Source organism: Chitinophaga chungangae, from assembly GCF_017742215.1.
GTDB lineage: Bacteria > Bacteroidota > Bacteroidia > Chitinophagales > Chitinophagaceae > Chitinophaga > Chitinophaga chungangae.
In genome coordinates, this window is record NZ_JAGHKP010000003.1 from 1063947 (window position 1) to 1089004 (window position 25058).

Annotated in this window: 17 protein-coding genes; 10 read left to right on the forward strand and 7 right to left on the reverse strand. The window is 54.1% G+C overall.

Annotation, left to right across the window (positions count from 1 at the left end; genetic code table 11):
• Positions 1-48: 48 nt before the first annotated feature.
• The 6 genes from J7I43_RS18665 to J7I43_RS18690 all read right to left on the reverse strand — a co-directional run bounded on the left by J7I43_RS18665 (position 49) and on the right by J7I43_RS18690 (position 9149).
• On the reverse strand, positions 49-3267 hold the full coding sequence (locus J7I43_RS18665) for a TonB-dependent receptor domain-containing protein (protein WP_209147374.1): 3219 nt from the start codon (positions 3265-3267) through the stop codon (positions 49-51).
• A 35-nt stretch (positions 3268-3302) separates the two neighbouring features.
• Positions 3303-4286, reverse strand: a complete 984-nt coding sequence (locus J7I43_RS18670) for a FecR family protein (protein WP_209147375.1) — start codon at positions 4284-4286, stop codon at positions 3303-3305.
• Between the two features lie 159 nt (positions 4287-4445).
• On the reverse strand, positions 4446-4991 hold the full coding sequence (locus J7I43_RS18675; protein ID WP_209147376.1) for an RNA polymerase sigma factor: 546 nt from the start codon (positions 4989-4991) through the stop codon (positions 4446-4448).
• Positions 4988-6373 carry a S41 family peptidase gene (locus tag J7I43_RS18680; RefSeq protein WP_209147377.1) on the reverse strand — a complete coding sequence of 462 codons (1386 nt, stop codon included), beginning with the start codon at positions 6371-6373 and terminating at the stop codon, positions 4988-4990. Before J7I43_RS18680 ends, J7I43_RS18675 begins: the two co-directional genes overlap by 4 nt.
• 129 nt (positions 6374-6502) lie before the next feature.
• Positions 6503-7174 carry a tetratricopeptide repeat protein gene (locus J7I43_RS18685; RefSeq protein ID WP_209147378.1) on the reverse strand — a complete coding sequence of 224 codons (672 nt, stop codon included), beginning with the start codon at positions 7172-7174 and terminating at the stop codon, positions 6503-6505.
• A gap of 22 nt (positions 7175-7196) precedes the next feature.
• On the reverse strand, positions 7197-9149 hold the full coding sequence (locus J7I43_RS18690; RefSeq protein WP_209147379.1) for an ABC-F family ATP-binding cassette domain-containing protein: 1953 nt from the start codon (positions 9147-9149) through the stop codon (positions 7197-7199).
• 69 nt (positions 9150-9218) lie between these two features.
• Between J7I43_RS18690 and J7I43_RS18695 the strand changes: the two genes are divergently transcribed.
• Positions 9219-9806: a DUF3347 domain-containing protein gene (locus J7I43_RS18695; protein WP_209147380.1), complete on the forward strand. Its 588-nt coding sequence runs from the start codon at positions 9219-9221 to the stop codon at positions 9804-9806.
• A 66-nt stretch (positions 9807-9872) separates the two neighbouring features.
• Positions 9873-12230: a TonB-dependent receptor gene (locus J7I43_RS18700; RefSeq protein ID WP_209147381.1), complete on the forward strand. Its 2358-nt coding sequence runs from the start codon at positions 9873-9875 to the stop codon at positions 12228-12230.
• On the opposite strand, the gene J7I43_RS18705 is transcribed toward J7I43_RS18700, so the two are convergent.
• Positions 12227-12928: a uracil-DNA glycosylase family protein gene (locus tag J7I43_RS18705; protein ID WP_209147382.1), complete on the reverse strand. Its 702-nt coding sequence runs from the start codon at positions 12926-12928 to the stop codon at positions 12227-12229. The genes J7I43_RS18700 and J7I43_RS18705 overlap by 4 nt on opposite strands.
• Before the next feature lie 169 nt (positions 12929-13097).
• Here J7I43_RS18705 and J7I43_RS18710 point away from each other — a divergent pair, with 169 nt between their 5' ends.
• The 8 genes from J7I43_RS18710 (at position 13098) to J7I43_RS18745 (ending at position 25056) form a co-directional block, all read left to right on the forward strand.
• On the forward strand, positions 13098-13733 hold the full coding sequence (locus J7I43_RS18710; protein ID WP_209147383.1) for an RNA polymerase sigma-70 factor: 636 nt from the start codon (positions 13098-13100) through the stop codon (positions 13731-13733).
• 76 nt (positions 13734-13809) lie between these two features.
• Positions 13810-14868 carry a FecR family protein gene (locus tag J7I43_RS18715; RefSeq protein ID WP_209147384.1) on the forward strand — a complete coding sequence of 353 codons (1059 nt, stop codon included), beginning with the start codon at positions 13810-13812 and terminating at the stop codon, positions 14866-14868.
• 213 nt (positions 14869-15081) lie between these two features.
• Entirely contained in the window at positions 15082-18435 is a 3354-nt protein-coding gene (locus J7I43_RS18720) for a SusC/RagA family TonB-linked outer membrane protein (protein WP_209147385.1), read from the forward strand.
• Between the two features lie 51 nt (positions 18436-18486).
• Positions 18487-20376, forward strand: coding sequence for a RagB/SusD family nutrient uptake outer membrane protein (locus tag J7I43_RS18725; RefSeq protein ID WP_209147386.1), 1890 nt, complete (start codon positions 18487-18489; stop codon positions 20374-20376).
• Positions 20377-20407: 31 nt separating this feature from the next.
• Positions 20408-21598, forward strand: a complete 1191-nt coding sequence (locus J7I43_RS18730) for a DUF5000 domain-containing lipoprotein (protein ID WP_209147387.1) — start codon at positions 20408-20410, stop codon at positions 21596-21598.
• A 19-nt stretch (positions 21599-21617) separates the two neighbouring features.
• Positions 21618-22292 carry a DUF4998 domain-containing protein gene (locus tag J7I43_RS18735; protein ID WP_209147388.1) on the forward strand — a complete coding sequence of 225 codons (675 nt, stop codon included), beginning with the start codon at positions 21618-21620 and terminating at the stop codon, positions 22290-22292.
• A gap of 17 nt (positions 22293-22309) precedes the next feature.
• Complete coding sequence (locus tag J7I43_RS18740; RefSeq protein WP_209147389.1) at positions 22310-23035, forward strand: SGNH/GDSL hydrolase family protein; 726 nt, start codon at positions 22310-22312, stop codon at positions 23033-23035.
• Between the two features lie 35 nt (positions 23036-23070).
• A complete protein-coding gene (locus J7I43_RS18745; RefSeq protein ID WP_209147390.1) occupies positions 23071-25056 on the forward strand; it encodes an FAD-dependent oxidoreductase in 1986 nt (661 codons plus the stop codon).
• The last annotated feature ends 2 nt before the right edge of the window (positions 25057-25058 follow it).

The following is a 25058-nucleotide window of genomic DNA, read 5'->3' on the forward strand; positions in this document are numbered from 1 at the left end:
CTTGTCGGGTTTTTATCATGATGAATGAACTGTGGGTTAATCTCCCGGCTACAAGCGGTAGCTCAGGGTAAATGTGAACGAAGTGCCTTTTTTTGTGCGTTTCATGGTCCAGTCTGATGCAGAGTTATAGCCCATTCCTTTCGGGTCGTTTTCGTTGAAGACTTCGGAAGGCGAAGTGGGCGGGTTTCCATCCGGTATTTTGTTGAAATATTCGATGAAGTATTGGTTCAGCAGGTCGCTGATGTTGAAACGAAGCTCCATGCGCTGTTTCAGCAGCCTTGCGCTCAGCTGCAGGTCAATTACGTCGCGCGGGTTTTCGTAGATGTCGTCGTAGTCGTCCATGCCGGCGAACACTACACGGCGCCCAAAACGGTTGTACGTCACGTTCGCGCCGATCACGTCGCCCTGGTAAGAAAGACCGGTGTTGAGGATGTAGGGAGACAAACCCTGCAACGGACGGTTCCTCGTCGCCTGCGAATCGTCCACATCCGGCTGGGGCAGGCCCTGCGCGGCGTTGGACAGTTTTTTGTCGTAATAACGGATGCGGCTGTCCATCCAGCTGAAGTTCGCGCTCAGGAAAAGGTTTTTCCAGAACCCGGAGCGATGGTTGATGAAAGAGAACGAATGCCGGTAATCCACTTCAATGCCTTTGCTCACCGCGTCTTCCAGGTTAAAATAAAAAAGGCCGTAACGGTTGTCCGGGTAACGGTTGCTCACGGATTCAACGGGCTTGTCGTATTTTTTATAAAAAGCGGTGAAGGATATGATCTCCACCGGGCTGGGGTACCATTCAAAACGGATGTCCACATTATCCGCCCGGCTGTATTCCAGCCCATGTATGCCTTTCACTACCTGGCGGAGGCGGATGTCGTAATATTTAAAGGAAGAACGTTCCCTGAAATCGGGCCTTGCCAGCGTTCTGCTATACGCCGCGCGAATGTTGATGGCGGGCGTCAGGTTATAAATGACATTGATGGAAGGCAGCCAATCCTGTTCCTTGTAGGTTACGGTGGAATCCGTCGTTTTTGCGTTAGACGATACCCTGGTGGTGGAATGCACCGTCATGGTATTGTTCTCGTACCGCACGCCGGCTATCACGCGCAATTTTTCCAGCGGCATCAGGTCCAGCATAAGATAAGTAGCGTGCAGGCGCTGTTGGCCGTCATAAAAGTCCGCAGCGTCCAGCCCGTCCGCCGAGATCGGCCGGTAGTACAGGATGCCGGCGGCGAAATTTTCGGGGGTGAATATCTCGTAGTCTTCTTTGCCGTAACCGATGGAATCCACCCGTGTATCGCCGTTGTACGCCGTAGGGGCCAGCGAGACCTGTTTGTATTCCGCGTCGCGGAAGGTGCCCCAGTAACCCGCTTTTATTTTCTGTGTAAGTTCGTTAAGCTTAAAAGGAACGGTGAGGTCGCCGCCGATGTTCTGCTTTTTTTCCTCCAGGTTGTAGGCGAACAGGCCGCCGTCTTTGATGGTGGAACCGTCTATCCTGCTGTAATCGAAACGGCGGCGGGGTTTGCCGGTTTCCGGGTCGGTGCCGTCGAGAATGGCTACAGAATAACGGGTATCGGGCTGTTCTTTGGTAACGTTGGCGAGGTCGGCAAACCAGTTGAATTTAACGCCTTTACTGTTTAACTGGTGCTCGCCTTCAAGCCTGGTCTGGAACAGGTCGCCGGTTTCCAGCATCGACACATATTCCTGCTGCCGGCCGGCGCGGCTTTTATCTTCCGTTTCCTGTACGATATTGTCATGACTGAAGCGGCGGTTAAAAATATTGCGCCAGGCGAGCTTGGTTTTCGGCGACTGGTAAGCAATATTGCCCATTGCGCCTACCGCCGTGGTGAAAATGTATTCCCGCGCGTCTTTTACGATGGTAGGACTGGCGCGGAACCAGGCGTCATAATTTTCGATGTTCTCTTCGTGGCGGTAGATGCCGGAAAGGATGGCGCCAAGCGTTCTGCCGGGCTTCAGCTGGCGGCTGCCGCCCATGGAGAGCTGGTATTGCTGCAGGGGTTTGGCGGTGTATTTGTAAAGACCGTAATTGTTGGGAATGCGCGCGTTCATGGCGTTCATGCCGGCTACATCGTTGCTTTCGCGCATCTGCTGGTATTGCAGCGAGTTCCAGGAACGGTCCAGCCACTGGCGGTCTTTCCCCGGCGCGCCCCAATAGTCGCTGTTCAGGCGGCGGGTGCTGTAAAAATCGTTGCCGGTGCTGTTGTTGTTAAAACCGGTACCTGCCTGCAGCTGGATAAAATTTTCTCTCGGGATGTCTGTCGTGTTCACCTGCACCAGCCCGCCGGTAAATTCGCCCGGCATGTCTGGCGTGGCGGTTTTGTTCACCACCACGTTGTCGATCAGGTTGCTGGGAATGATGTCAAAGGAAAAGTTGCGGCGGTTGGGCTCGGTGCTGGGCAACGAAGAACCGTTCAGCAGCACGTTGTTGTACCGTTCGCTCATGCCGCGCACGACCACAAATTTGTTGTCCTGCACGGTGAGGCCGCTGATGCGTTTGAGCACCTGCGCCACGTTGTTGTCTGGCGTACGGCGGATCTGCTCGGCGCTGATGCCGTCGCTGAGGGCGGAGTTGTTTTTCTGACGGGCATACAGCGCGGAAAGGCTTTCGCGTTTGGCTGTACCTACCACTTCCACACCTTTAAGTGTGCCTTTGGCGACGGACAAAGTGAGGTGAAGCGTGGTCACTTTGCCGGCCTGCACGGCCACTTCCGTCACTTTCTTTTTATTGTAACCAACAGAGGTGATCTCAAGATTGTAAGTTCCGGCGGGAAGCTCGAGCACGTAAGCGCCCGTAACGTCGGTAACGGTGCCGCGGCTGCCGATGCGGATGGTGGCGCCGGGAATGGGCTCGCCGGTCTTTTCGTCTACCAGCACGCCGCTCACTTTGCCAGAAGCGCGTTGCGGCGTTTCCTGTTTTTTACGGACGATGATGGTGCGCCCTTCCACCCGGTAGCTGTAGCTGGTGGAAGACAGCGCCGCGCTGAGTATCTCGATGGCCGTGGCCTGTTTCATATGCAGGTCGATCTTTTTCTGCAGGTTCAGTTCGTCTTTGAAATAATTTACGGCATAACCGCTTTTCGATTCAACAAAAGCAAATACGTCGCGGAGCGGGGCCTGCGAAAAATCAACATCCATTTTTTTCCCGGGCTGCGCATAAGCATGGCCTGTAAACGGTGCTGCAAACACAAAACACACCAGGCAAAACAATGCCGTTGCCCTTTTCAGCAAGGGCTTTTGTAAAAATTGCTTCATTCGGACCATTTAAATTTTAGGGAGGTATTAATTTTTTATTTGTGAACGATAACCAGGGAATCTTTCATGGTGTATCTAAACTGTCCCATTAAAGACAGTATCCTTACGATCTCTTCCGGCTGCTGCTGCCTGAAAGTGGCTTTCACGGGCCTGTCCAGCATCCGTTTGTCTTCCACCTCGAATCGCAGCCCATACGTGTATTGCAGGTCGCGGAATACGTCGCGCAGGGGCGCATCGTCGAAATAGAACTCGCGTTTCGTCCAGCTGCCGGGTTTGCCCGCGTTTACCGCCATGGCCAGACTGTTCCGCTGTTTGTTGAAAATGCCTTTCCTGCCGGCCGCCAGTATCAACGCTTCGCCGGTCGCTTCCAGCTGCATGGCTACTTTTCCGGTTTGCACGCTTACGCTGGATTCCTGTTCGCCGGGATAATTGCGCAGGTTAAAGGAAGTGCCCAATACATTCACCTGCACAGCCCCCATCTGCGCAACGAACGGTTTGCCGGCGTCCTGGTGCACGACAAGGAAAGCTTCTCCTTTCAAAAGGCGCACTTCTCTTTTGCCTGCGTTGAATGTTGCGGGTATTTTCAGTTCCGATGCGCCATTGAGGTAAATGCGGCTCTGATCGGCCAGCGTGATCAGTTTGGTTTCGCCTTCGGCGGTGCTGAAAGTGTTCCAGGAAGCGGCTTCCGCCACCAGTTGCGCGCCGGGCTGCTGCGCGCGGTACGCCCGGTATAAAAACCCTGAAACAACGAGCGCCAGCACCGCACAGGCGGCGCGCCAGGCATACAGGTAACGCAGGGGCGTTCGCCGCGCGCCGGTTACTTTATGGTATGCTTTATCGAGCTCCCGCCGGCTGACGGATACAGGACGAACGTCCGCAAATTCAGACGCAGGATAGATCTCCTCCAGCTGCGCTTCCGTGGCAGATGCCAGGACTTCCAGCAAAAGGTCTTCTTTTTCCGGTTCCAGTTTTCCGGCAGCCATTTGCCGGAGATATTGCCTGATCTGGTGCGTTTCCATACCTATAACACGCATTGGAAGGCGGCAGACAGACAAATTTTATATTACCAAAATGTTAAGCCATGGAAACGCTTACCCGCAAAGGTTTTGCAGCGGCGTAGGCGATGCTCCTCAAACGTATTTGCATGAATGAATTGTGGGTTAACGGAGTTGAGGGGATCAGGAAAAGATCCGCAGCAGCAGGATCACGTACAGCGTACGCACGTCCAGCTTTGTACGGAGCACGGTTTTGATCTCTCGGATGTACCGTTCTACCGTTTTCACCGAAATGCCTTCCTGGTCGGCTATCTGGCGGTAGGTAAGACCAGCGTCCCAATGCAGCCGGAAACATCGTTGTTTCACGGTATGAAGCGTCTGAAGGGTTTGTTCGTAAATATGGAGATATTCTTTCTGCTGAAGTTTGTCTTCCGAATTGTTTTCCTGCCCGAGCTCCGCATCGTTTTCCGGCAGTATGGCGGTTTTCCGGTTTTTGGCGCTCCGGAAATGGGAGATAATGGTATGCCGCACGATGGTAAACAAGTATCCGTCGGGCGATGTGCTGTGATCGACGCGTTCCCAATTGTTCCACAATTTGATGTACACCTCCTGCGCAATATCGTCCACATGCAGGTTGGTATCCAGCACCGTGGACAGGTAAGCCTTTACCCGCGGGTAGGTGGCATTGAAGTACCGGCGGAAAGCAATGTCCTGTTCTGTAGGCGTCATAGTGGTTCAGGTTCAGATGAATGAATGATAACGGGCAAAGCATGCCTGGCCTGGTCTGCCGCGGCGTCATATATCAATTCAACGGGCGCGCGCCTGAGCTGTACCGGAGGGCCGGGAAGGTCCTGGCCGTAAATGATCCTTAGGGCCGCGGCCGTAAGCGGTTCTTCGGCGGTGCCAAGCGCTCCCAATGGCAGGCTGGCCAGCGCCTGCACCTGGTGCTGCGGAACGAGCCCCTTGCTGTAATTCCCTTCGTTGCCCGCGTTGAACAGTTTGTATACCGTTGGTTGTATCTGCCAGGGCCGCTGCTGCATCATAAACGCGGCTTCGTCTTTTCCCATCGTGGCTTCCCCGATCTGGATCACCTGCACATAAGGTTTCAGGTTGTTGATCACCAGTTCCGCGGCCGATACGGTGCCGCGGGTGGTGAGCACGAATATGCGCTGCAAACTGAGCTGTGCGTCCTTCAGTTGATTGTAATCTTTTCCTGCGGGACTGCCGGAGGTATTGAGCACGGCCTGCAACGTGCGCGGTGCTTTTCCCATGTTGCGGTTGCCCGCGTAAATAGCATAGTTGTCGCCCGGGTTGAGATCTGCCGCTATCAGCGCCGCCAGCTTCGCGCTGGACGCTACGCTGCCGCCCGCGTTATAACGCAGGTCGAGTATCAGTTCCGTTACACGTGCTCTCCGCAGTTTTGCAAATGCTGTCAGCAACCGGGAATCGTACGCTTCGTTAAAAGTGCTGTAATAAAGATAACCCGTCACTTTCCCGTTTTGGGTGAAGATGCGGTTGAACATTACCGCGTCTTCCGTTCCGAACCCATCGTTCAGGCTCCGTTCCGCACCCGGCGTCAGCACACCGTTGGCCCATTCCGCGCGCGTGATGCGCAAAGGACCGGCGGCATGACCGTTCATGCGCAAATTCACCGCAGCCATATTCTCCAATGTTACTGCGCCGCCGTCTACCTTAATAAAACAGCTCCCGCGCTGCAGCCCCGCCGCTTCCGCCGCACTGCCTTTGTTCACGAAGGTGCAAACGCCCACCAGTCCGTCTGTAAAGCCAGGTATGCTGATGAACGCATAATGGAACCCATACCGGAAATAAGTGCTGGTGGGAGGGAGCGCGGTGCGTTCGTCGCTGATCCAGGAAAACCGGTCGCTGCCGGAAAGCAGGCTCCGGAAAAACTCGGGAGGGGAAAGGCGGTAATCGGGATGCGGCGGTATCTCGTCCGTCCAGTAATAATATCTTTTCATACTGTCCAGCACCCATTTGTTCACTTTTCCAATGCTGTCTGTCGGCGTGAAGGGCGCATCATTCTTGTTGCAGGCGGAAAGCCCGGGCAGGAGCAGATAACAAGCAATGAGGTAAAAAACAAGCCGCTTCACGGGAGAAAAAATTTAGGTAAAAATTATCCGTTTTTGGAGGATTAACAACTTTAACGTGTTAAGTTAAAATTAAGAGTGGGGGAGGAATGACGGAAGTGGTTGAGGATGAGGGGGCTTTTGATGCGATGTTCATTTACAATATTCCTGTAAGGCTTCTGCGGCCTCCTGGCCCCCGAAATGCCGGGATTGTTGAAAGTTTTTGCAAGCGGACGCGGTTTGGCCGCTTTCCAAAAAAATATACCCGATGTAAAGATAACAATCTGCAACCCGGTAATTTCTTTCAAGCGCCGCGTGCATGTCGATATATGCCTGTCTGAAATGGCCCAGGCGATAATGGGCATCTCCCCGTTCGAAATATACCTGGCTGCCTTCGATATCAAATTCACCCGCCATTTTAATCCGGACAGACGCTGTTTCGCCGGTTACATCGCTATAGTCGCCTAAAGCCCGGCTGTAATACTTTATGGCGGTTTTATAATCACCCAACTGCTTGTAACTGTTACCGGAATTGAAGAGGGCCATCATATTGGAGGTATCTAAAGCCAGTACTTTCTGAAAGTCCGCAATCGCTCCGCGGTGGTCTTTCAGCTCCGATTTGTTTGCGCCGCGGTGGATATATGCGGCGATGTTTTGTCCGTCTTTCGCGATCGCCTTGTCCAATAAAAGATTAGATTCCCGGTATTTTCCCTGTGCTGAAAGTTTTTCGGCTTCCCGCAGATAGTGTCTGGCCGGTTTCAAATCGCATCCGGCAAACAAAACGAGCAGCGCCGGTAGTACGATCAGATAGTTCAGGGCTTTCATGGTACGGGGAATATTAGATAAGTTATATTTTTATTTTCTCCTCCAGCTCCATCACCTTTTCAAATATGCTTTCATAATCGCCATTCAGCTTTGCAAGATCGGCCGTCGTTTTTTTATACGCTTCTTCCGTTTTGCGGAATTTGTCTTTATCGGCGTAAATATCCGGCGCGGCCATTTCGTTTTCCAGCTGCCGGATCTTTTCTTTTAAACCATTGATCTGCTGCTCCAGCTGCTGCATCTGCCGCTGCTGCTTTTGCAATTCTTTCTGCGATTCTTTATCGATGGCGGTTTTGGGCGCCGGAGCGGGTTTGGCCTGCTGCTGAGGTGCGGGCGCGCTCTTCTTTTCTTTTTCCGGTTTGGGTGGTAAAGCTGCCAGCGCCTGGCGTTTTTTCCATTCTTCCCATTCGGCGTAAGTGCCTTTAAATTCCTTGATCTCCCCGTCTACGATCTCCCAGATCTTGTTGGCGGTTTTAGACACGAAATAACGGTCGTGCGATACCAGCACCAGGCTGCCTTCGTATTTGCCCAGCGCGTCGATCAGCATTTCCACGGAATTGATGTCCAGGTGGTTCGTGGGCTCATCCAGCATCAGGAAGTTCGCTTTGCCCACGATCACTTTCGCCAACGCTACGCGCGCTTTTTCACCACCGGAAAGGATGCGGATCTTTTTGAACACATCATCGCCCTGGAAAAGGAAACACCCGAGCAACCCGCGTAATTCCATTTCGGTAAGACCGCTGCCGCAGCCTTTCAACTCTTCGAGGATCTCGTTGTCGAGATGCAGCGATTCCAGCTGGTGCTGCGCGTAAAAGCTGGTCACCACGTTATGCCCCGGCACGCGTTCGCCGGTGATGGGCTCCGTGCCCGCGATCACGCGCAGCAGGGTGGATTTGCCCTTACCGTTCGCGCCGATGAGGGCTATTTTGTCGCCGCGGTTGATCTCCGCGGAAGCGTTCTTTAATATTTCCAGCTGGCCGAATGCTTTACCGACGCCGTTGAGCGTGCAAAGGATCTTGCCGGGCATTTTGTCTACGGAAAAGTTCATCCTGATCTTGGCCGGGCCGCCGTCTACCTGCTCCACGCGTTCCAGTTTGTCCAGCCTTTTGGCGATACTTTGCGCCTGTGCTGCTTTGGAGGCTTTCGCCTTGAACCGCTCGATAAACCTTTCCTGCTGGCGGATGTAATCCTGCTGGTTTTCGTAAGCGCGCTGCTGCAGTTCGCGGCGCATCACTTTTTCTTCTTCATAGTCGGTATAATTGCCGGCGTAATGGTGCAGTTCCTGTTGGTAAAGCTCTACCACCTTGTTCACCATTTTATCGAGGAAAAAACGGTCGTGGCTCACGATGATCACGGCGCCGTTGTAATTGCTGAGGTATTTTTCCAGCCATTCGATAGACGGAAGGTCGAGGTGGTTGGTCGGTTCGTCGAGCATCAGCACGTCCGGCTGCTGCAGGATGAGTTTGGCCAACAGCACGCGCATGCGCCAGCCGCCGGAGAACTCGCTGTAGGGGCGGTCGAGGTCGGCGGTGCTGAAACCGAGCCCTTCCAGCACGGTGGCCGTTTTGTGACGAATGTTATACCCGTCGAGGGTGTCGAACTCATGCAGTTTGTCCGCATATTCATGCAGCAGCGCATCGTCCTGCGAATGTTCCAGTTTGGCGGTCAGCTCTTCCAGCTCCTTTTCCACTTTCAAGGCCTGTTCGAAGGCCGTCATGCCCACGGACAACACGGAATTATCGGTTTCGAAGCTGAGCAGGTCCTGGTTAAAAAAACCGATGGACAGGCTTTTGCTTTTGTTGATGCTGCCTTTCGAAATGGTGTATTCCCCGTTGATGATGCGGAGAAGGGTGGATTTGCCGGTGCCGTTGAGGCCGATGAGGCCGACGCGGTCTCCGGGAACGATGTGCCAGGAAGAATCTTCTATGATGGTCCTTGCGCCAAATTCAAATGTTATGTCCTGCAGGGCGATGAGCATACTAAAATTGCTATTAAACCCGCAAAGATAGTATATTTTTGCACCTGTATCTGTATCAAAATGTATCGAATGAGAATAAAACCTTATTTATGGGCCCTCGCCGTTGGCGTGGCGCTCACCGCCTGCCAGCAGGGCGCGCGGCAGCAAAGCTCCGGAGATTCCGCCCTGGCCGCCGGCGCGCTCGGCGCCCCCTTCAGCGACGAATATTATGATTCATTGAAAACAGCCATGACGGCTTATTACCAGCTGAGCGGCGCATTGATAAAAGGCGATACGCTCGGGGCGGACGTTGCGGCGGCTTCGCTCAAAACCCACCTGGACAGCCTGCCCATCGCCCGCCTGGGCATAGACAGCAGCCGTGCGGCGAACCTGGCGGTAAGCACCGGCAATATTTCCGCCGAGCTGGCCGGGCTCCTGATCGAAAAAGGCGGGCTGGACGCGCGGCGGCTTTCCTTCCAGATGGTGAGCGACCAGCTGTACGACCTGCTGCAAACCACCGGATTTAAAGGACATGCCATTTACCGCCAACATTGCCCCATGGCATTCAATAACCGTGGTGCACACTGGCTGAGCGACACCACCGAAGTGGTGAACCCTTATTTCGGCGACGAAATGCTACATTGCGGTTCCGTAACGGATACCCTGCGATTCCAGTAATTTTACCGCGCAGCGCCGATAAAACGCCCGGGGCCCTGCGGATAGTGTACATTGAAAAACCAGAAGATGAAGTCTCGTGCCTTCCGGATCATACTTTTCGTATGTCCATGGCTGTTAATACAACCCGCCTTCGCCCAGCAAGGCTATACGGTAAGCGGCTACGTGCGCGACAGCACCACGGGCGAATCGCTCATCGGCGCCAGCATTGGCATTAAAGGCACTTCCAGCGGGGTGCAGACCAACGCCTACGGATTTTATGCCATTACCCTGCCCGCCGGTGAACATACGCTCGTTTTTACGTACATCGGTTACCAGACGCTGGAAAGGACCGTAGCGTCGGAATCCGCCCGTAGCGTTACCGCGCTGCTGGTGCCAAGGTCTTTCCAGGCAAAGGAGGTCGTGATCACCGACCGGCGTAAGGACCGCAACGTAAAAAACACCGAAATGAGCAAGGTGGAGGTAGGCGCCGAACAGATGAAAAAACTGCCGGCGCTGATGGGAGAAGTGGACCCGCTGAAAGTGCTCCAGCTGATGCCCGGCGTGCAATCGGCCGGCGAAGGCAACACCGGTTTTTACGTGAGGGGTGGCGGGCCGGACCAAAACCTTATCCTGCTGGACGAAGCGCCCGTCTACAACACAGGGCATCTTTTCGGGTTTTTCTCGGTATTTAACGCCGATGCGATCAAAAACGTCAGTCTCATCAAAGGCGGCATGCCGGCCAGTTACGGCGGCAGGCTCTCGTCTGTGGTAGATGTGACCATGAAAGACGGCAACAACCAGCAATGGCAGGCCGAAGGCGGCGTGGGCATCATCGCGTCGCGGCTGAACATCCAGGGGCCGCTGCAGAAAGACAAGTCCAGCTTTATGCTTTCGGCGCGCCGTACGTATGTAGACCTGCTCACCAAACCTTTCATGGGGAAAAACAGCTCCGGGTATTATTTTTATGATCTCAACGCGAAAGCGAATTACCAGTTTTCGGATAAAGACCGCGTTTTCCTCAGCGCATATCTCGGGCAGGACAAATTTCAATACCAGAACAAAGACAGGACCTTCGAAGCGAACATTCCTTGGGGCAACAGGACGGCCACGCTGCGCTGGAACCATGTGTTCAGCAAAAAACTGTTCGCCAACACTTCACTCATCTACAACGATTACGAATTTACCTTCCGGGCATCCAACGATGGTTTTGCGATCCGGCTCAATTCCGGCATCAGGGACTACAACGGCAAGCTCGACTTCGATTATTTCCTCAGCCTGAAACATCATATCAAATTCGGCGGCAATTACGTGTATCACCGGTTTACGCCCAGCTCCGTATCCGGCACGCAGGATACCACTACGTTCAGACCGGATAATGCGCTGCGTAAGTTCGCGCATGAAGCGGCCCTGTACATCCAGGACGACTGGGAGATCAGTCCGCGTTTGAAAGCCAATATCGGCCTGCGTTACAGCGGCTTCAGGCAGGTAGGGCCGTACACCCGGTTCGTGCGGGACGCGGTGGGCAACAAGCTGGACAGCACCGTGTACGGCAGCGGGAAAGAAGTGCGCAGTTACGGCGGCCCCGAGCCGCGACTGCTGCTGCGTTACGCCTGGAACGACCGGGAATCCGTAAAAGCGTCCGTATCAAAGAACAACCAATACATTCACCTGGTGAACAATGCGGGCAGCACCCTGCCACTGGACATCTGGGTGCCCAGCACCTACCTCGTGAAACCGCAGTACAGCTGGCAATACGCGGCGGGATATTTCCGCAATTTTGCGGACAACAACTGGGAAGCCTCGCTGGAAGCTTATTACAAAGACATGCGCAACCAGGTGGAATACCGCGAAGGGTACACGCCGTCGTTGAAAGATACTGAAGAGGAATTTGTTTTCGGTAAAGGATATGCTTACGGCACGGAATTATTCATTCACAAAATAAAAGGCAAGCTCACCGGCTGGGTCGGTTATACGCTGGCATGGACGTGGCGGCAGTTTCCCGACCTGAACGGCGGCAAACGTTTTCCCGCCAAATACGACCGCCGGCACGATCTTTCCGTGGTGGCGAGTTATGAATACAGTCCCCGGTGGACGTTTTCCACCGTATTTATTTACGGCTCGGGCAATACCACCACCTTACCCGAAAAATTCTATTTCCTCGACGGCGTGCTGATGCAGGAGTACGGCGCCGTAAACAGCTACCGGATGAAGGCTTATCACCGCCTCGACCTGTCCGCAGTTTACACCCCTAAAAAGAAAAATCCCGGCCGAAGGCTCACCAGCAGCTGGGCGTTTTCCATATACAACGTCTACAGCCGCCTGAACCCGTACTTCATTTATTTCGATCAAACCGGCAATGTACTGGACGGCAACCTGGAAATCAAAGCAAAACAGGTATCGCTGTTCCCGATCATTCCTTCCGTTACCTGGAACTTTAAATTCTAAATGTCCCTTCCTTCGGCGAAGGCCGCCAGGTATTTATCGATGTAATCCTGTTTCTTTTTGAGCTTGTATTGCATGATGAACCGCGGGTGCTCGAGGGGAATGATGCGGTCGAAGAATTTTTCCTTTCCGTTGAGGCGGAGGATGAAGTCTGCGTTTTTACCGGTGCCAAGACAATACCCTACGGTGCGGTCTATGCCGAATGCGGTTTGTTTGCGCAGGTTTTCCAGCATAAAATCATACACGGCATCGGTGAGGGCTTTACTGTCGTAATAATTATAGTTCACCACTTTCCCGCCGGGTTTGTCTACCGTAAAACCGAGCGGGCTCATCGCGCCGATGTAAAAATCTTTGTAGAACGCCGCGGGGCCGCCGTATGCGGCGATCATATCGTAAACGTACACGCTGCTTACTTCGTAGCTCGGCGGGCCGGGGAATTTTATGCCGCAGGGGTCTTCCAGTCTTTTCGAATCGGTAAAAGGCACACCGGTAAGCGCCGCGCCGAATCGCCCGGGGTTAATGCCGATGATCATGCGGCGTGCGTGCGTGTCGTTGTAAAACTTTTTATAGAATTGTTTCATTATGTCCACTACCACCGGCTGTTCCGCGAAAGGGTTCATGATATTAATGCCCTGGGGCAGTTTACCGGTGTAATGGAGATGGGTGTTGAAGTGGATGATCTTATCCGCGAATGTTTGCATACTTAAAAATACCGGATATTCCGGAATGCGGTAATTTGGATTTTCAATTTAAAAATGTACTTTAGGCACGGTGTAGATACCTGTGCTTGACCCGGTTGTGTATTCCAAGTTTCTATATTGCTGAATTTTCCGTTCCACGAGAATGTGTTCCTGACCAAACATCCCGGGTATGAAAACTGACAAGGCTTACCTGAATACTTTATGGCAAAATGTTTCCGCAAACGGCGACCAGCGATCGTTCGAGGAGCTTTTCCACAGCTGTTACCAGCGGCTGGTGCGGTTTTCCGTGGAATACGTGCAAAGTCATGAATCCGCCGAAGAGATCGTTTCCGATATTTTCCTGAAACTCTGGGCCGGCAGGGAAACATACAGCGAGGTGCAGAATATCGAAACCTATCTTTTCACCGCCGTCCGCAACCAATCCCTTAATTATCTCCGCAAATTTTCCGCTTTCCGCGTGGTAAGCACCGATCATCCCGAACAGTTCGGCATTGCGCGCAGTCATGACCCTTACAAAGCTTCCGAATGGAAAGAGCTGCTGGCCCGCCTCGACGCGGCCGTTGAAATGCTGCCGCCCAAACGGCGCAAGATTTTCCGGCTGGTGCGGGAAGAAGGTTTCCGGCCGCGCGAAGTGGCGGAGATCATGCATATTTCGCCGCGCACCGTGGAAACCCAGCTTTTTAAAGCGGTGAAAACCCTGCACGCCGTGCTCCGGCCTCACTTGTCCAACCGTCAGAAAACAGCCTCCACGGCGGCTGGCGAGGTATTGTTGCTCTCCCTGATCCTGGCCGCTTCGGCTATTTAAAAAAAAAATTATCGCCGGGTACGTAAAACGGGGCCGTTTAGGTGTCTTGTAATAAACAGGCGCGAACGCCGCTTTTATGCAAACGCAAGACGAACGGTATTTATGGCTGCTTTCCCGGAAACTTTCCGGCAGTATCACCGAAGACGAAAACAAGGAACTGGAATCGCTGGCCGGGGCCGAACCGCGGCTGCGGAAAGAATCCGAGGCCATGCAGGCGTTTTGGGCCCATGGCGCCGGCGGGCAGCACAACGATGGCACCCAGCAGGCCTTTGAGCAGCTCAAAGCCCGCATGTATGCCGAAGACCCGCAGCTATGGCCGGAAGAAGAAAAGCGCAGCGGCGGCGGCAAATGGCGCAGGCTGCTGTTGCGGTCTGCCGCGGCGGCAGTTTTGCTCGGCGGTGCTACATACCTGCTGGCAAAAACGGGCATCTTGCCCTGGCAGGACGGGCTGACGGCGGATTACAACGTTCGCGGCACCCGTTCGCACATCAAACTGGCCGACGGAACTTCCGTTTGGCTGAATTCAGACAGCGAATTAAAATACCCGCGCCGTTTCAAAGGAGGCAGCAGGGAAGTATACCTGAAGGGGGAAGCTTTTTTTGACGTGGCCAAAGACGCGGAAAAACCATTTGTCGTTCATACGGAAACCATGCATGTGAACGTACTGGGCACCAGTTTCAATATCAGGGCCTACCCGGAAGACAGCGTTTGCGAGGCTACGCTCATTACCGGCGAAGTGATGGTGGAACTGAAGAACAGCCCGGAAAAAAAGATCCGGCTGCGGCCCGCGGAAAAGCTCGTAGTGCCCAACCATGGCGATTCCGCGGTGAAATATCCCACCGGCCTCCAGCCTGTGATCATGAAACCGACCTATTCTTTGAAGGCAGACAGCGCCATTATTGAAACCGCCTGGGTAGACAACCGGCTCATTTTCCAGGACGAAACCTTTGCCACGCTTGCTTCCCGGATGGAACGCTGGTACAATGTATCCATCCGATTCGAGAACGCCGCCATCCAGCAATTGCGCTTTACCGGCATTTTCGGAAAGGAACAATTACCGCAGGCCCTCCAGGCATTGCAGCTCACAGAACATTTTAATTACAGCATAACAGACGACACCGTTACTATTTATTAAGTATCACCAAAATCATTAGCCTATAGCGCGGATGAAAAAGAAACGGGAAATGTTGAAGCCATTCCCCGTTCATTAGTCTCAATGGAAACAGTATCTGTTCAAGGAATGCTGCTTCCGGTTTTTTAATCAACTAATTCAGTACAAGTTATGAAAAAAAAGCATTTAGTGCGTGCTTGCAGTCCTCCGCATGCGCTAATAAAGGTATGCCTGATTATGAAACTAGCCTTTAGCCTTCTCCTGCTGTCGTTTTTGCATGTCTCCGGCGCCGTCCGCTCGCAGGAAAAAGTCTCTCTTAACGTTCAGTCTGCCGATCTGCGGAAAGTGCTGATGATGATTGAGGCGCAAACGAAGTACCATTTTCTTTTCAGTGAACGCAAACTCATCACCGAGAAAAAGATCGACCTGTCCGTAAAGGACGAAACTGTGTTCAAAGTACTGGAAACCGTGCTGCCGCTTGCCAATCTCGAGTATAAGCTGCTCGAAGGCAATCTTATCGCGATTACCACCAAAGGCGATCCGGAACAGCCCGTCGTGAAAAAAGACGTGCGCGGTACCGTGACCGACACCACGGGCATGCCATTGCCCGGCGTAACGATCGCCGTGAAAAGCGCGCCCAGCATAGGCACCACCACCGACCTCAACGGCAAGTACGTGCTGGATATCCCCGACGGCGCCACGGTGCTGGTGTACAGCATGATCGGGTACGACCGGCAGGAAATCCCCGTCAACAACCGCGACGTGATCGACGTGCAGCTCGCCATCGCGTCGAGCCAACTGGAAGAGACCGTGATCGTCGGTTTTGGCACGCAGAAAAAAAGGGAAGTGGTGGGCGCAGTTACCACCATCAATCCCAAAGAGCTGAAAGTGCCGTCCAGCAATCTTACCACGGCGCTGGCGGGCCGCCTTGCCGGCGTGATCGCTTACCAGCGCAGCGGCGAGCCGGGGGCGGACAATGCGGATTTTTTCATCCGCGGCGTAACCACTTTCGGGTATAAAAAAGACCCGCTGATCCTGATAGACGGCATCGAAACCACCACCACCGATCTTTCCCGGCTCAACGTAGACGATATCGCGAGTTTTTCCATTCTCAAAGACGCCACGTCCACCGCGCTTTACGGCGCCAGGGGCGCCAACGGCGTGATCCTCATCACCACCAAGGAAGGCGTGGAAGGCAAAGCCCGCGTGTCTGTCAGGATAGAAAACTCCAATTCGGCGCCCACGAAAAACGTAGCGCTGGCAGACCCGGTCACTTACATGCGCCTCGGCAACGAAGCCGTGCTCACCCGCGACCCGCTCGGCCAGCTGCCTTATTCCGAAGCGAAGATCGACAACACCGCCGCGGGCGGCAATCCTTACGTGTACCCGGCCACCAACTGGCGCGAAGAGCTGTTCAAAGAATCTACCATGAACCAGCGCGCCAACTTCAACGTGTCCGGCGGCGGCAAAGTAGCGCGTTATTACCTCGCCGCGGCCGCCAACCGCGATAACGGGAATCTGCGGGTAGACAAACGAAATAATTTCAACAACAACATCCGTCTCAATACGTATTCCCTCCGCACCAATGTTAATATCAACCTCACCAAAAGCACCGAAGTAGGCGTGCGCCTTTCCGGCGTGTTCGACGACTACAACGGCCCGCTCGACGGCGGCACCACCATGTACAAGAGAGTGGTGCAGTCCAACCCCGTGCGGTTCCCGGCGTATTTTCCCACAGACGATGCGCACGAATACGTGCAGCATATCATGTTCGGCAATTTCGGCACGGGGAATTACATCAATCCTTATGCGGACATGGTGAGAGGTTACAAGGAATATACCCGCTCCAAGCTGCAGGCGCAGTTCGAGCTGAAGCAGAACCTCGCTTTCATCACCGAAGGGCTTAACCTGCACGCGCTGTTTAATACTTCGCGTTCGTCTTATTTCGACGTTTCGCGGTTTTACAACCCGTTCTGGTACACCGTGGCGAACTACGACAAATACGTGGACGAATATTCGCTCACCATGCTGAACCCCAATACCGGCACGGAATACCTCAACTACAGCGAAGGCGACAAGATCATCAATTCCACCACCTACCTGCAGGCCACTGCGAATTATAACCGCACGTTCAACGACAAACACAACGTGAGCGGCATGCTGGTGTTCCTGATGAACAACCAGGTGGCGGCCAATGCGGGATCGCTGCAATTATCGTTACCAAGGAGGAATATCGGTTTGTCTGGCCGCCTTACTTACGCCTACGACCAGCGTTATTTCTTCGAGTATGATTTCGGGTACAACGGCACGGAAAGGTTTTACGAAGCCCAGCGTTTCGGTTTCTTCCCGTCTGTGGGCGCTGCGTGGCTGGTTTCCGCCGAGCCGTGGTTCAAACCTTACCAGAACGTGATCAGCAACCTCAAGCTGCGCGCCACTTACGGCCTGGTGGGCAACGATGCTATCGGCGACGAAAAATCCCGCTTCCTGTACCTGGCCGATGTGAATATGGCCGATGGGGGACGCGGCGTTTCTTTCGGAACGGACTTCAACTATTACCGCCCCGGCATCTTCATCAACCGCTACGGCAACAACGACATTACCTGGGAAACCGCCACCAAAACCAACTGGGGCGTGGAAGTAGGGCTGTTCAACAAAATGAACATCCTGCTGGACATCTACACGGAAAAACGGACGAACATCCTGATGAACAGGGCGTCTATCCCCGTTACCATGGGGCTGCTGAGCAACGCGGACGTGCAGGCCAACCTGGGCGAGGCTTCCGGCAAGGGTTTCGACCTGTCGATCGATTACAGTCACAGCTTCAACACCGATCTCTGGCTGCAGGCGCGCGGCAACTTCACTTACGCCACCAGCAAATTCAATGTATACGAAGAGCCCGATTACGTGGAAAAATATCTTTCGCATGTGGGTTATCCTTTGTCGCAGCAATGGGGTTACATCGCGGAGCGCCTTTTCGGCGACGATGCGGACGTGGCCAATTCGCCGTTGCAGGGCTTCGGCGAATACAAAGCAGGCGACATCAAATACCACGACGTGAACGGAGACGGGCAGATCACCACGCGCGACAAAGTGCCGATCGGTTATCCCACCACGCCGGAGATCGTGTATGGTTTCGGCTTTTCAATGGGCTACAAAAACTTCGACGTGTCCGCATTTTTCCAGGGCCTCGCGAGGGAATCGTTCTGGATCGATGCGGATTCCACCGCGCCGTTCGTGAACGAGCGCGCGCTGCTGCAGGTATATGCAGACGATCACTGGTCTGAAAGCGACCGCGATCTGTACGCCATCTGGCCGCGCCTCAGCACACGGCCCATTGCCAACAACCTGCAGCAAAGCACCTGGTTCATGCGCAACGGGGCTTTCCTGCGCCTGAAAACCGTGGAGCTGGGCTACAGCATTCCCCCCGCGGCGCTGCGCAGGTACAAGATCGACCGCATCCGCATTTACGCCAGCGGCATCAACCTGCTAACGTTCAGCAAATTCAAGATGTGGGACGTGGAAATGGGCGGCAATGGCCTGGGATACCCCGTGCAACGGGTCGTCAACATAGGCGCGCAGGTTTCTTTCTGATAAAAAAAGATGTTAAAAGTGCATCTGGTTGAAAACAAAAAACACAGACCGATGAAAATGTTCAAAAAGTGGCTGATCGCATTATTCGGGCCTTTATTATTTTCCTGTAACTATCTCGATATCGTGCCGGACAACGTGGCCACGGTAGATCATATATTCCGCATGCGCAACACCACGGAGCAGTACCTGTTCACGATCTACAGCTACCTGCCCAATTATGCGGACCCGTACAACTATCATGTATTTCTTGGCGGCGACGAATTGTGGGCCAACGATTTTAATACCGGGCAGCCCGTGCCGGCCTGGCAGATCGCAAAAGGTTTCCAGAACGTGGTGAATCCCTATTCCAACTACTGGGGCGGCACCAACGGCGGCCGCGGCATGTTCGTGGCCATCCGCGACTGCAACACCTTTCTCGACAATATCTTCAAGGTGCCGGATATGGACGATTATGAAAAGAACCGCTGGGCGGCGGAAGCCACGTTCCTCAAAGCGTATTTTCATTTTTATCTTTTCCGCATGTACGGTCCCATTCCGCTGATCGATAAAAACCTGCCCGTTACCAGCAATACAGAAACAGTGAAGGTGAGCCAGATGCCCATAGATTCCTGCGTGAATTTCATCGCGCGGCTGCTGGACGAAGCGGTGGTGAACCTGCCGGACAGGATACAGAACGAATCCACCGAAAACGGCCGTCTTACCAAAGCCGCGGCCAGGGCGCTGAAAGCGCGGTTGCTGGTGACCGCGGCCAGCCCGTTGTTCAACGGTAGCCCTGATTACGCGGCATATACCGGGAAAAACGGCGAAAAACTCTTTCCTTCCGCCTACGATGAAAAAAAATGGGAACGCGCCGTGACCGCATGCCGTGAAGCAATAGAAGAATGCCATGCGGCGGGCCACCAGCTGTATTATTTTAATCCGGCGTTCCTGCCGTTCCCCGGCTCGCCCGAAACCATCACGGAAATGAGCATCCGGAACGCGCTGTGCGAAAAGTTCAATACGGAAGCTATCTGGACCAGCACGAACAACCGCGCGTCTGCCTTGCAGCGCGAAAATCTTCCCAGGCTATATTCCACCGACAAACAAAGCGCCACGCTGTCGTCTTTCGGCGTGCCGATGAAAGTGGTGGAACAATTCTATACCAAAAACGGCGTGCCGATCTCGGAAGACGTTTCCTGGAACTACAACGGCCGCTACACCACGCGCACCGCCGTTACCGCGGAAAAGCTGCGCCTCAAGCCCAATTACGTTACCGCCAACCTCAACTTCGACCGCGAGACGCGATATTACGCCAATCTTGGTTTCGACGGCAGCCGCTGGTTCGGCCAGGGCCGTTTTAACGACGACGAGAGCATTTACGTGGAATCCAAGCTGGGGCAGATCGCCAACAACCACGCCTGGGCGTATTCAATGACCGGCTATTGGGCGAAGAAACTGGTGAACCCCCAATCCGTTTCCTCCGCCACGGAAGTAACGATCCAGTCATATCCCTGGCCGGTTATCAGGCTGGCGGACCTTTACCTGCTGTATTCAGAAGCGCTCAACGAATGGCAGGGGCCCGGCGCGGAAACGTTCAAATGGATCGACCTGGTGAGAGCGAGAGCGGGCCTGCAAGGCGTGGAAACATCCTGGCAGCAGTTCTCCAAAAATCCCGGCGCGCCCGCCACCAAAACCGGCCTGCGCAAGATCATCCACCAGGAAAGGCTGATCGAGCTGGCGTTTGAAGGCCAGCGTTTCTGGGACCTGCGGCGCTGGAAAGAAGCCGAAGCGGTGCTGAACCAGCCCGTTACCGGCTGGAATGTATTCGGCAAAACAGCGGCCGATTATTACCAGGTAAAATATCTCTACAACCAGGTATTCCGCAAAAAAGATTACCTGTGGCCGGTTCGCGAGGAAGATCTCATCGAGAACAAAAACCTGGTACAAAGCCCCGGCTGGTAAGCACATCCACTGACATTCAAAAAAGCACAACATGCGAATCGTTTATCTCTCCATAATTGTTTTTCTTTTTGCGTCAGGCTGCAAGGAAGAAAAACTCGGGCCGCTCACCAAAGGCGGAAATGCGCCGGGCCTGGTAACCAATGTGAGCTCGGAATCGCTGCCCGGCAAAGTGCGGCTCCGTTACGACATTCCTCATGATCCCGAATTGCTCTATGTAAAAGCCGTGTACGAAACGCGGCCGGGCAATACGATGGAAACCATCGCCACTTTTTACAACACCGGCATGGTGCTCGAAGGGTTCGGCAATACGGACGAAAGAGAAGTGAAACTGTATTCCGTAAGCCGCTCGGAAGTAAGTTCCGAACCGGTAACCGTAAAGGTGCGCCCGCTTACGCCGCCGGTGCAGTCCGTTTTTGCATCACTGGATTTTAACGGCGACTTCGGCGGCATTACCGCGAGGTTCAAAAACGAAGATTCCGCCAACGTAGCCATCGGCGTGGTATCCAGGGATGCCAACGGTAATCCTGTTCCCGCCGATATGTATTATACCAACCAGGAAGAAGGTGAATTTTCCGTGCGCGGGTTCGACGCTACCGAACAATGGTTCGGCCTGTACGTGCGCGACAGATGGCTGAATTATTCGGATACGGTCTGGAAAAAACTCACGCCCTTGTTTGAGCAGCAGCTGGACAAAAAACTCTTCCGCGCCATGAAACTCCCGACAGACGCAAATACCTTCGGCTCCGGCCCGCTGGCGAACCTCTGGAACGACAAGATCGCGGGAGGCTCCAGTTCCAACAACACCTGGTTCCGCTCCGCCAACGGCTCCGGCGTACCGCATTGGGTAACGTTCGACCTGGGCGTAACCGCTAAGCTCAGCCGGTTTTCAGAAGTTCCGCGCGGCGCAACGGACGAGCTTACGCTGCTGTACAGCGCCGGCGATCCGCAGCTGTACGAGATCTGGGGAACGGATAATTACAATCCCGACGGGAGCTTCAACGGCTGGACCAAACTGATGGACTGCGAAGTGGTCAAACCTTCGGGCCTGCCGGTAGGCGTTAATTCCAACGAAGACCTGCTGCGCGCCGCGGAAGGCCACCAGTTCAAATTTCCCGCGGGCCTGCCTGCCGTGCGGTACCTGCGTATCAAGCTCGTACAAACCTTCGGCAACGCGGATTATTTTTGGATGGCGGAAATGACCTTCTTCGGGGAAATACAGTGATCACATGAAAAACGTAAACATGAAACAATTGATCTATACAGGTCTGTTGCTGGCTGCGGCGATGGTCGCGGCCTGCAATAAGGCCGATGAGGACTATAAAGACTTTGCGCCCGGCGGCGAAAACGTATATCCCGGCAAAGCCACGGAACTGACGGCCAGCCCCGGCAAAAACCGCATCATGCTGCAATGGCTGCTGGCCACCGATCCGCGCATCGTTACATGCAGGATCTACTGGAACCGCGGAAAAGATTCCATGGACGTGAACGTGCAGCGCACCCACGGCGTAGATACCATCAGCGCCGTGCTCGGCAATATGACCGAAGGGCCGTATCTTTTTGAAGTGTATACTTACAATGCACAGGGAAACCGGTCTATCAAAACGGAAATAAACGGCGATGTATACGGCGAATTTTATGAAAGCAACCTGCTGAACCGCACGCTGAAAAAAGCGGAGATCGTGAACGGAAAGGCACGGCTGGAGTGGGACGAAGCAGACCCGCGCTCGCCCGGCGTAAGGCTCACTTTCACCGACGCAGGCGGCACGCCGTACAGCATCCTGGCGCCTTCGTCGGAGAATGTTACCATATTGGACGTGCTGCCGGAAACCGGCACATTGGAATTTAAAACTTTGTATCTTCCTGCGGCTAATGCTATCGACACTTTTGCGGCGCCTGCGGTGAAAGTGAATTTGTAAACGGAACAACAGCGACCATGCAACGCAGAACTTTTCTTTATACGACCGCGCTGGGCGCGCTTGCCGGTGTGGCTGGCATCCCGGCGCTTTCAAATACGCCGCGGCAGGACTATCTTGTGATCAATGCGGGCATCGGCGGCAACAATACGGTCGATCTGCTGAAACGGATCGATAAGGATTGCCTGGCCCATTCGCCCGCGCTCACCGTGCTGATGATCGGCACGAACGACATGAACAGCATGAAATACGTGCCGCTGGAACAATTCGGCGCCAATCTTTCCACGATCATCGAAAAGATCCAGGCGAAAAACAGCCGGGTATTGCTGATGACCATCTGCCCGTTTATCGAACAATTCCTGCTTACCCGCCACAAACGGGAGCATTACGGGGAAGAAGGACCTTCCGGCAGGAGGCTGGCCGTGAACGATACGATCCGTGAACTGGCCGCAAAACACAACACCTCGCTGCTTGACCTGGGCGCGTTGTTCGACAAAGCGGGGAAAGTGGGAACGGGAAAAGATTCGCTGATCCAGAACCCGGAAAACTCCGGGAGAACGGACGGGGTGCATCCCACCGTGGAAGGGTACCGCTTTATCGGCCTTGCCGTGCGCGACTTTATCGTGTACAACGGGCTGCCGCAGCAGCGGATCGTTTGTTTTGGCGACAGCATTACGGCGGGAGACGGCGGCACGGAAAAAAACAGTTACCCGGCCGTGCTGAAAAGATTATTGGCCGGCGCCTGAACATCATCCTAACATTCAACCAACAGATATTATTCATGAAGACGAGCAACATCATCAGTGTCATCCTGCTGTCCTTTTGCCTGCAAACGGCAACGGCGCAGCATAAAGTGGACGTTTGTGTCTTCGGCGGAAGTTCCGCCGGCGTGATCGCCGCATATACGGCAAAAAAGGCGGGGCGTTCCGTACTGCTGGTAGAGCCGGGAAAATACCTCGGCGGGCTTACCACCGGCGGCCTCGGGTATACGGACATTGGCAACAAATACGCCATCCGCGGCCTGTCGCTGGAATTTTACAGGCAAATGGGGCGACACTATGGAAAATTCGAGCAATGGGTATTTGAACCGCATGTGGCGGACAGTATTTACAAGGATTATGTCAAAAAAGGCGGTTTCGAAGTACTGTTCAACCACCGCCTCAGCGGCGCCAGCAAAGAAAACGGCGCGATCAGGGAAATACAGCTCAGCTCCGGCGGCGCCACGGTAACCGTTGCCGCGAAAATGTTCATCGACTGCACCTACGAAGGTGACCTGATGGCAAAAGCAGGCGTAAGTTATACCGTAGGCCGCGAAGGCAACGAAGTGTACAACGAAACCTGGAACGGCGTACAGCTGCTCGACGGCCACCAGTTCCCCGACGGCATCGATCCGTACAAAGTGCCGGGCGACCCGTCCAGCGGGCTGTTGTGGGGCATCAGTCCCGCGCCGCTGGGGCCAAAAGGCAGCGGCAACAAGATGGTGCAGGCGTACAATTACCGCATTTGCCTTACCAGCGATCCCGCCAACATGATCCCCATCACGCAGCCCGACAACTACGATCCATCGCGGTACGAGCTGCTGGTGCGGCTGATGAAGGCCTGGCCTGAAAGAACGAGGCTCAACGATTATTTCATTTGGAGCGGCATGCCGAATAAAAAAACCGACATCAACAACCGGAACGGTTTTTCCACGGACATGATCGGCATGAACTACGATTATCCTGAGGCAAGCTACGAGCAGCGCGAGACGATCGTTCAGCAGCACATCGACTATACAAAAGGATTGTTGTATTTCTGCTCTTCAGACCCGCGCGTGCCGGCGGCTATGCGGGAAGAGATCAAAAAATGGGGCTACCCGAAAGATGAATACGTCAACAACGGTCATTGGAGCCCGCAATTGTACGTGCGCGAAGCACGCCGCATGATCGGCGCCTACGTGATGACGCAGGCCAACTGCACCGGCAAGGAAGTAGTGCCCGACGGCATCGGCATGGCTGCGTATACGATGGATTCCCACAATACGCAACGCATCGTGGTGCGCAAGAACGGGAAAGACATGGTGAAAAACGAAGGGAATGTGGAAGTGCACGGTTTCCCGCCTTACCCGGTTTCTTACAGGGCGCTGATCCCGAAAGAAAATGAATGCAGCAACCTGCTGGTGCCGGTTTGTCTTTCCGCGAGCCACATCGCATACGGTTCCATCCGCATGGAGCCGGTGTTCATGGCTTTGGCGCAGGCTTCCGCCGTGGCGGCGGACCTTGCCATTGATAAAAACATCCCGGTGCAAAAGGTAGACGCCGCGCAGGTGAGCAATAGGCTTGCGGAAAACCCGCTGGCAGACGGCAGGCTGGGAGACATCCTGGTTGACAATGCCGCGGCGGACGTGAAAAAAGAAGGCGAATGGAAAACCGTGAAAGGCCATGGAAGTTACGGGCCGGACATGCTCACCGCGGAAAAAGATGCGAAAGTAACTTTTGCGCCGGCGGTTCGTAAGAAAGGCCGTTACGCGATATACATGTATTATCCGCGCCTGAAGAATAACGCGGCCGTAACGAATGTAAAAGTGACCAGCGGCAAACATGAAGAACTGGTGACCGTAAAAGCAGAAGACGTGAAAGTAGTGGGCCAGACTTCCGGCGAATGGGTGAAACTGGGCACATTCGACATCCGCAAAGGCAATTCCACTTACGTGGAAATATCCGCTGCGAACAATACGGAAGGCGTTGTAGTGGCGGATGCGGTGATATTCGTGCCGGAAAAAAGATAATG

Excerpts from the sequence above, each read along its gene's own strand:
- J7I43_RS18730 (WP_209147387.1), top strand. The coding sequence starts at position 20,408 with ATGCGAATCGTTTATCTCTCCATAATTGTTTTTCTTTTTGCGTCAGGC.
- J7I43_RS18720 (WP_209147385.1), top strand. The coding sequence starts at position 15,082 with ATGAAACTAGCCTTTAGCCTTCTCCTGCTGTCGTTTTTGCATGTCTCC.
- J7I43_RS18710 (WP_209147383.1), top strand. The coding sequence starts at position 13,098 with ATGAAAACTGACAAGGCTTACCTGAATACTTTATGGCAAAATGTTTCC.
- J7I43_RS18715 (WP_209147384.1), top strand. The coding sequence starts at position 13,810 with ATGCAAACGCAAGACGAACGGTATTTATGGCTGCTTTCCCGGAAACTT.
- J7I43_RS18675 (WP_209147376.1), bottom strand. The coding sequence starts at position 4,991 with ATGACGCCTACAGAACAGGACATTGCTTTCCGCCGGTACTTCAATGCC.
- J7I43_RS18705 (WP_209147382.1), bottom strand. The coding sequence starts at position 12,928 with ATGCAAACATTCGCGGATAAGATCATCCACTTCAACACCCATCTCCAT.
- J7I43_RS18695 (WP_209147380.1), top strand. The coding sequence starts at position 9,219 with ATGAGAATAAAACCTTATTTATGGGCCCTCGCCGTTGGCGTGGCGCTC.
- J7I43_RS18700 (WP_209147381.1), top strand. The coding sequence starts at position 9,873 with ATGAAGTCTCGTGCCTTCCGGATCATACTTTTCGTATGTCCATGGCTG.
- J7I43_RS18690 (WP_209147379.1), bottom strand. The coding sequence starts at position 9,149 with ATGCTCATCGCCCTGCAGGACATAACATTTGAATTTGGCGCAAGGACC.
- J7I43_RS18725 (WP_209147386.1), top strand. The coding sequence starts at position 18,487 with ATGAAAATGTTCAAAAAGTGGCTGATCGCATTATTCGGGCCTTTATTA.
- J7I43_RS18745 (WP_209147390.1), top strand. The coding sequence starts at position 23,071 with ATGAAGACGAGCAACATCATCAGTGTCATCCTGCTGTCCTTTTGCCTG.
- J7I43_RS18670 (WP_209147375.1), bottom strand. The coding sequence starts at position 4,286 with ATGGAAACGCACCAGATCAGGCAATATCTCCGGCAAATGGCTGCCGGA.
- J7I43_RS18740 (WP_209147389.1), top strand. The coding sequence starts at position 22,310 with ATGCAACGCAGAACTTTTCTTTATACGACCGCGCTGGGCGCGCTTGCC.
- J7I43_RS18665 (WP_209147374.1), bottom strand. The coding sequence starts at position 3,267 with ATGAAGCAATTTTTACAAAAGCCCTTGCTGAAAAGGGCAACGGCATTG.
- J7I43_RS18685 (WP_209147378.1), bottom strand. The coding sequence starts at position 7,174 with ATGAAAGCCCTGAACTATCTGATCGTACTACCGGCGCTGCTCGTTTTG.
- J7I43_RS18735 (WP_209147388.1), top strand. The coding sequence starts at position 21,618 with ATGAAACAATTGATCTATACAGGTCTGTTGCTGGCTGCGGCGATGGTC.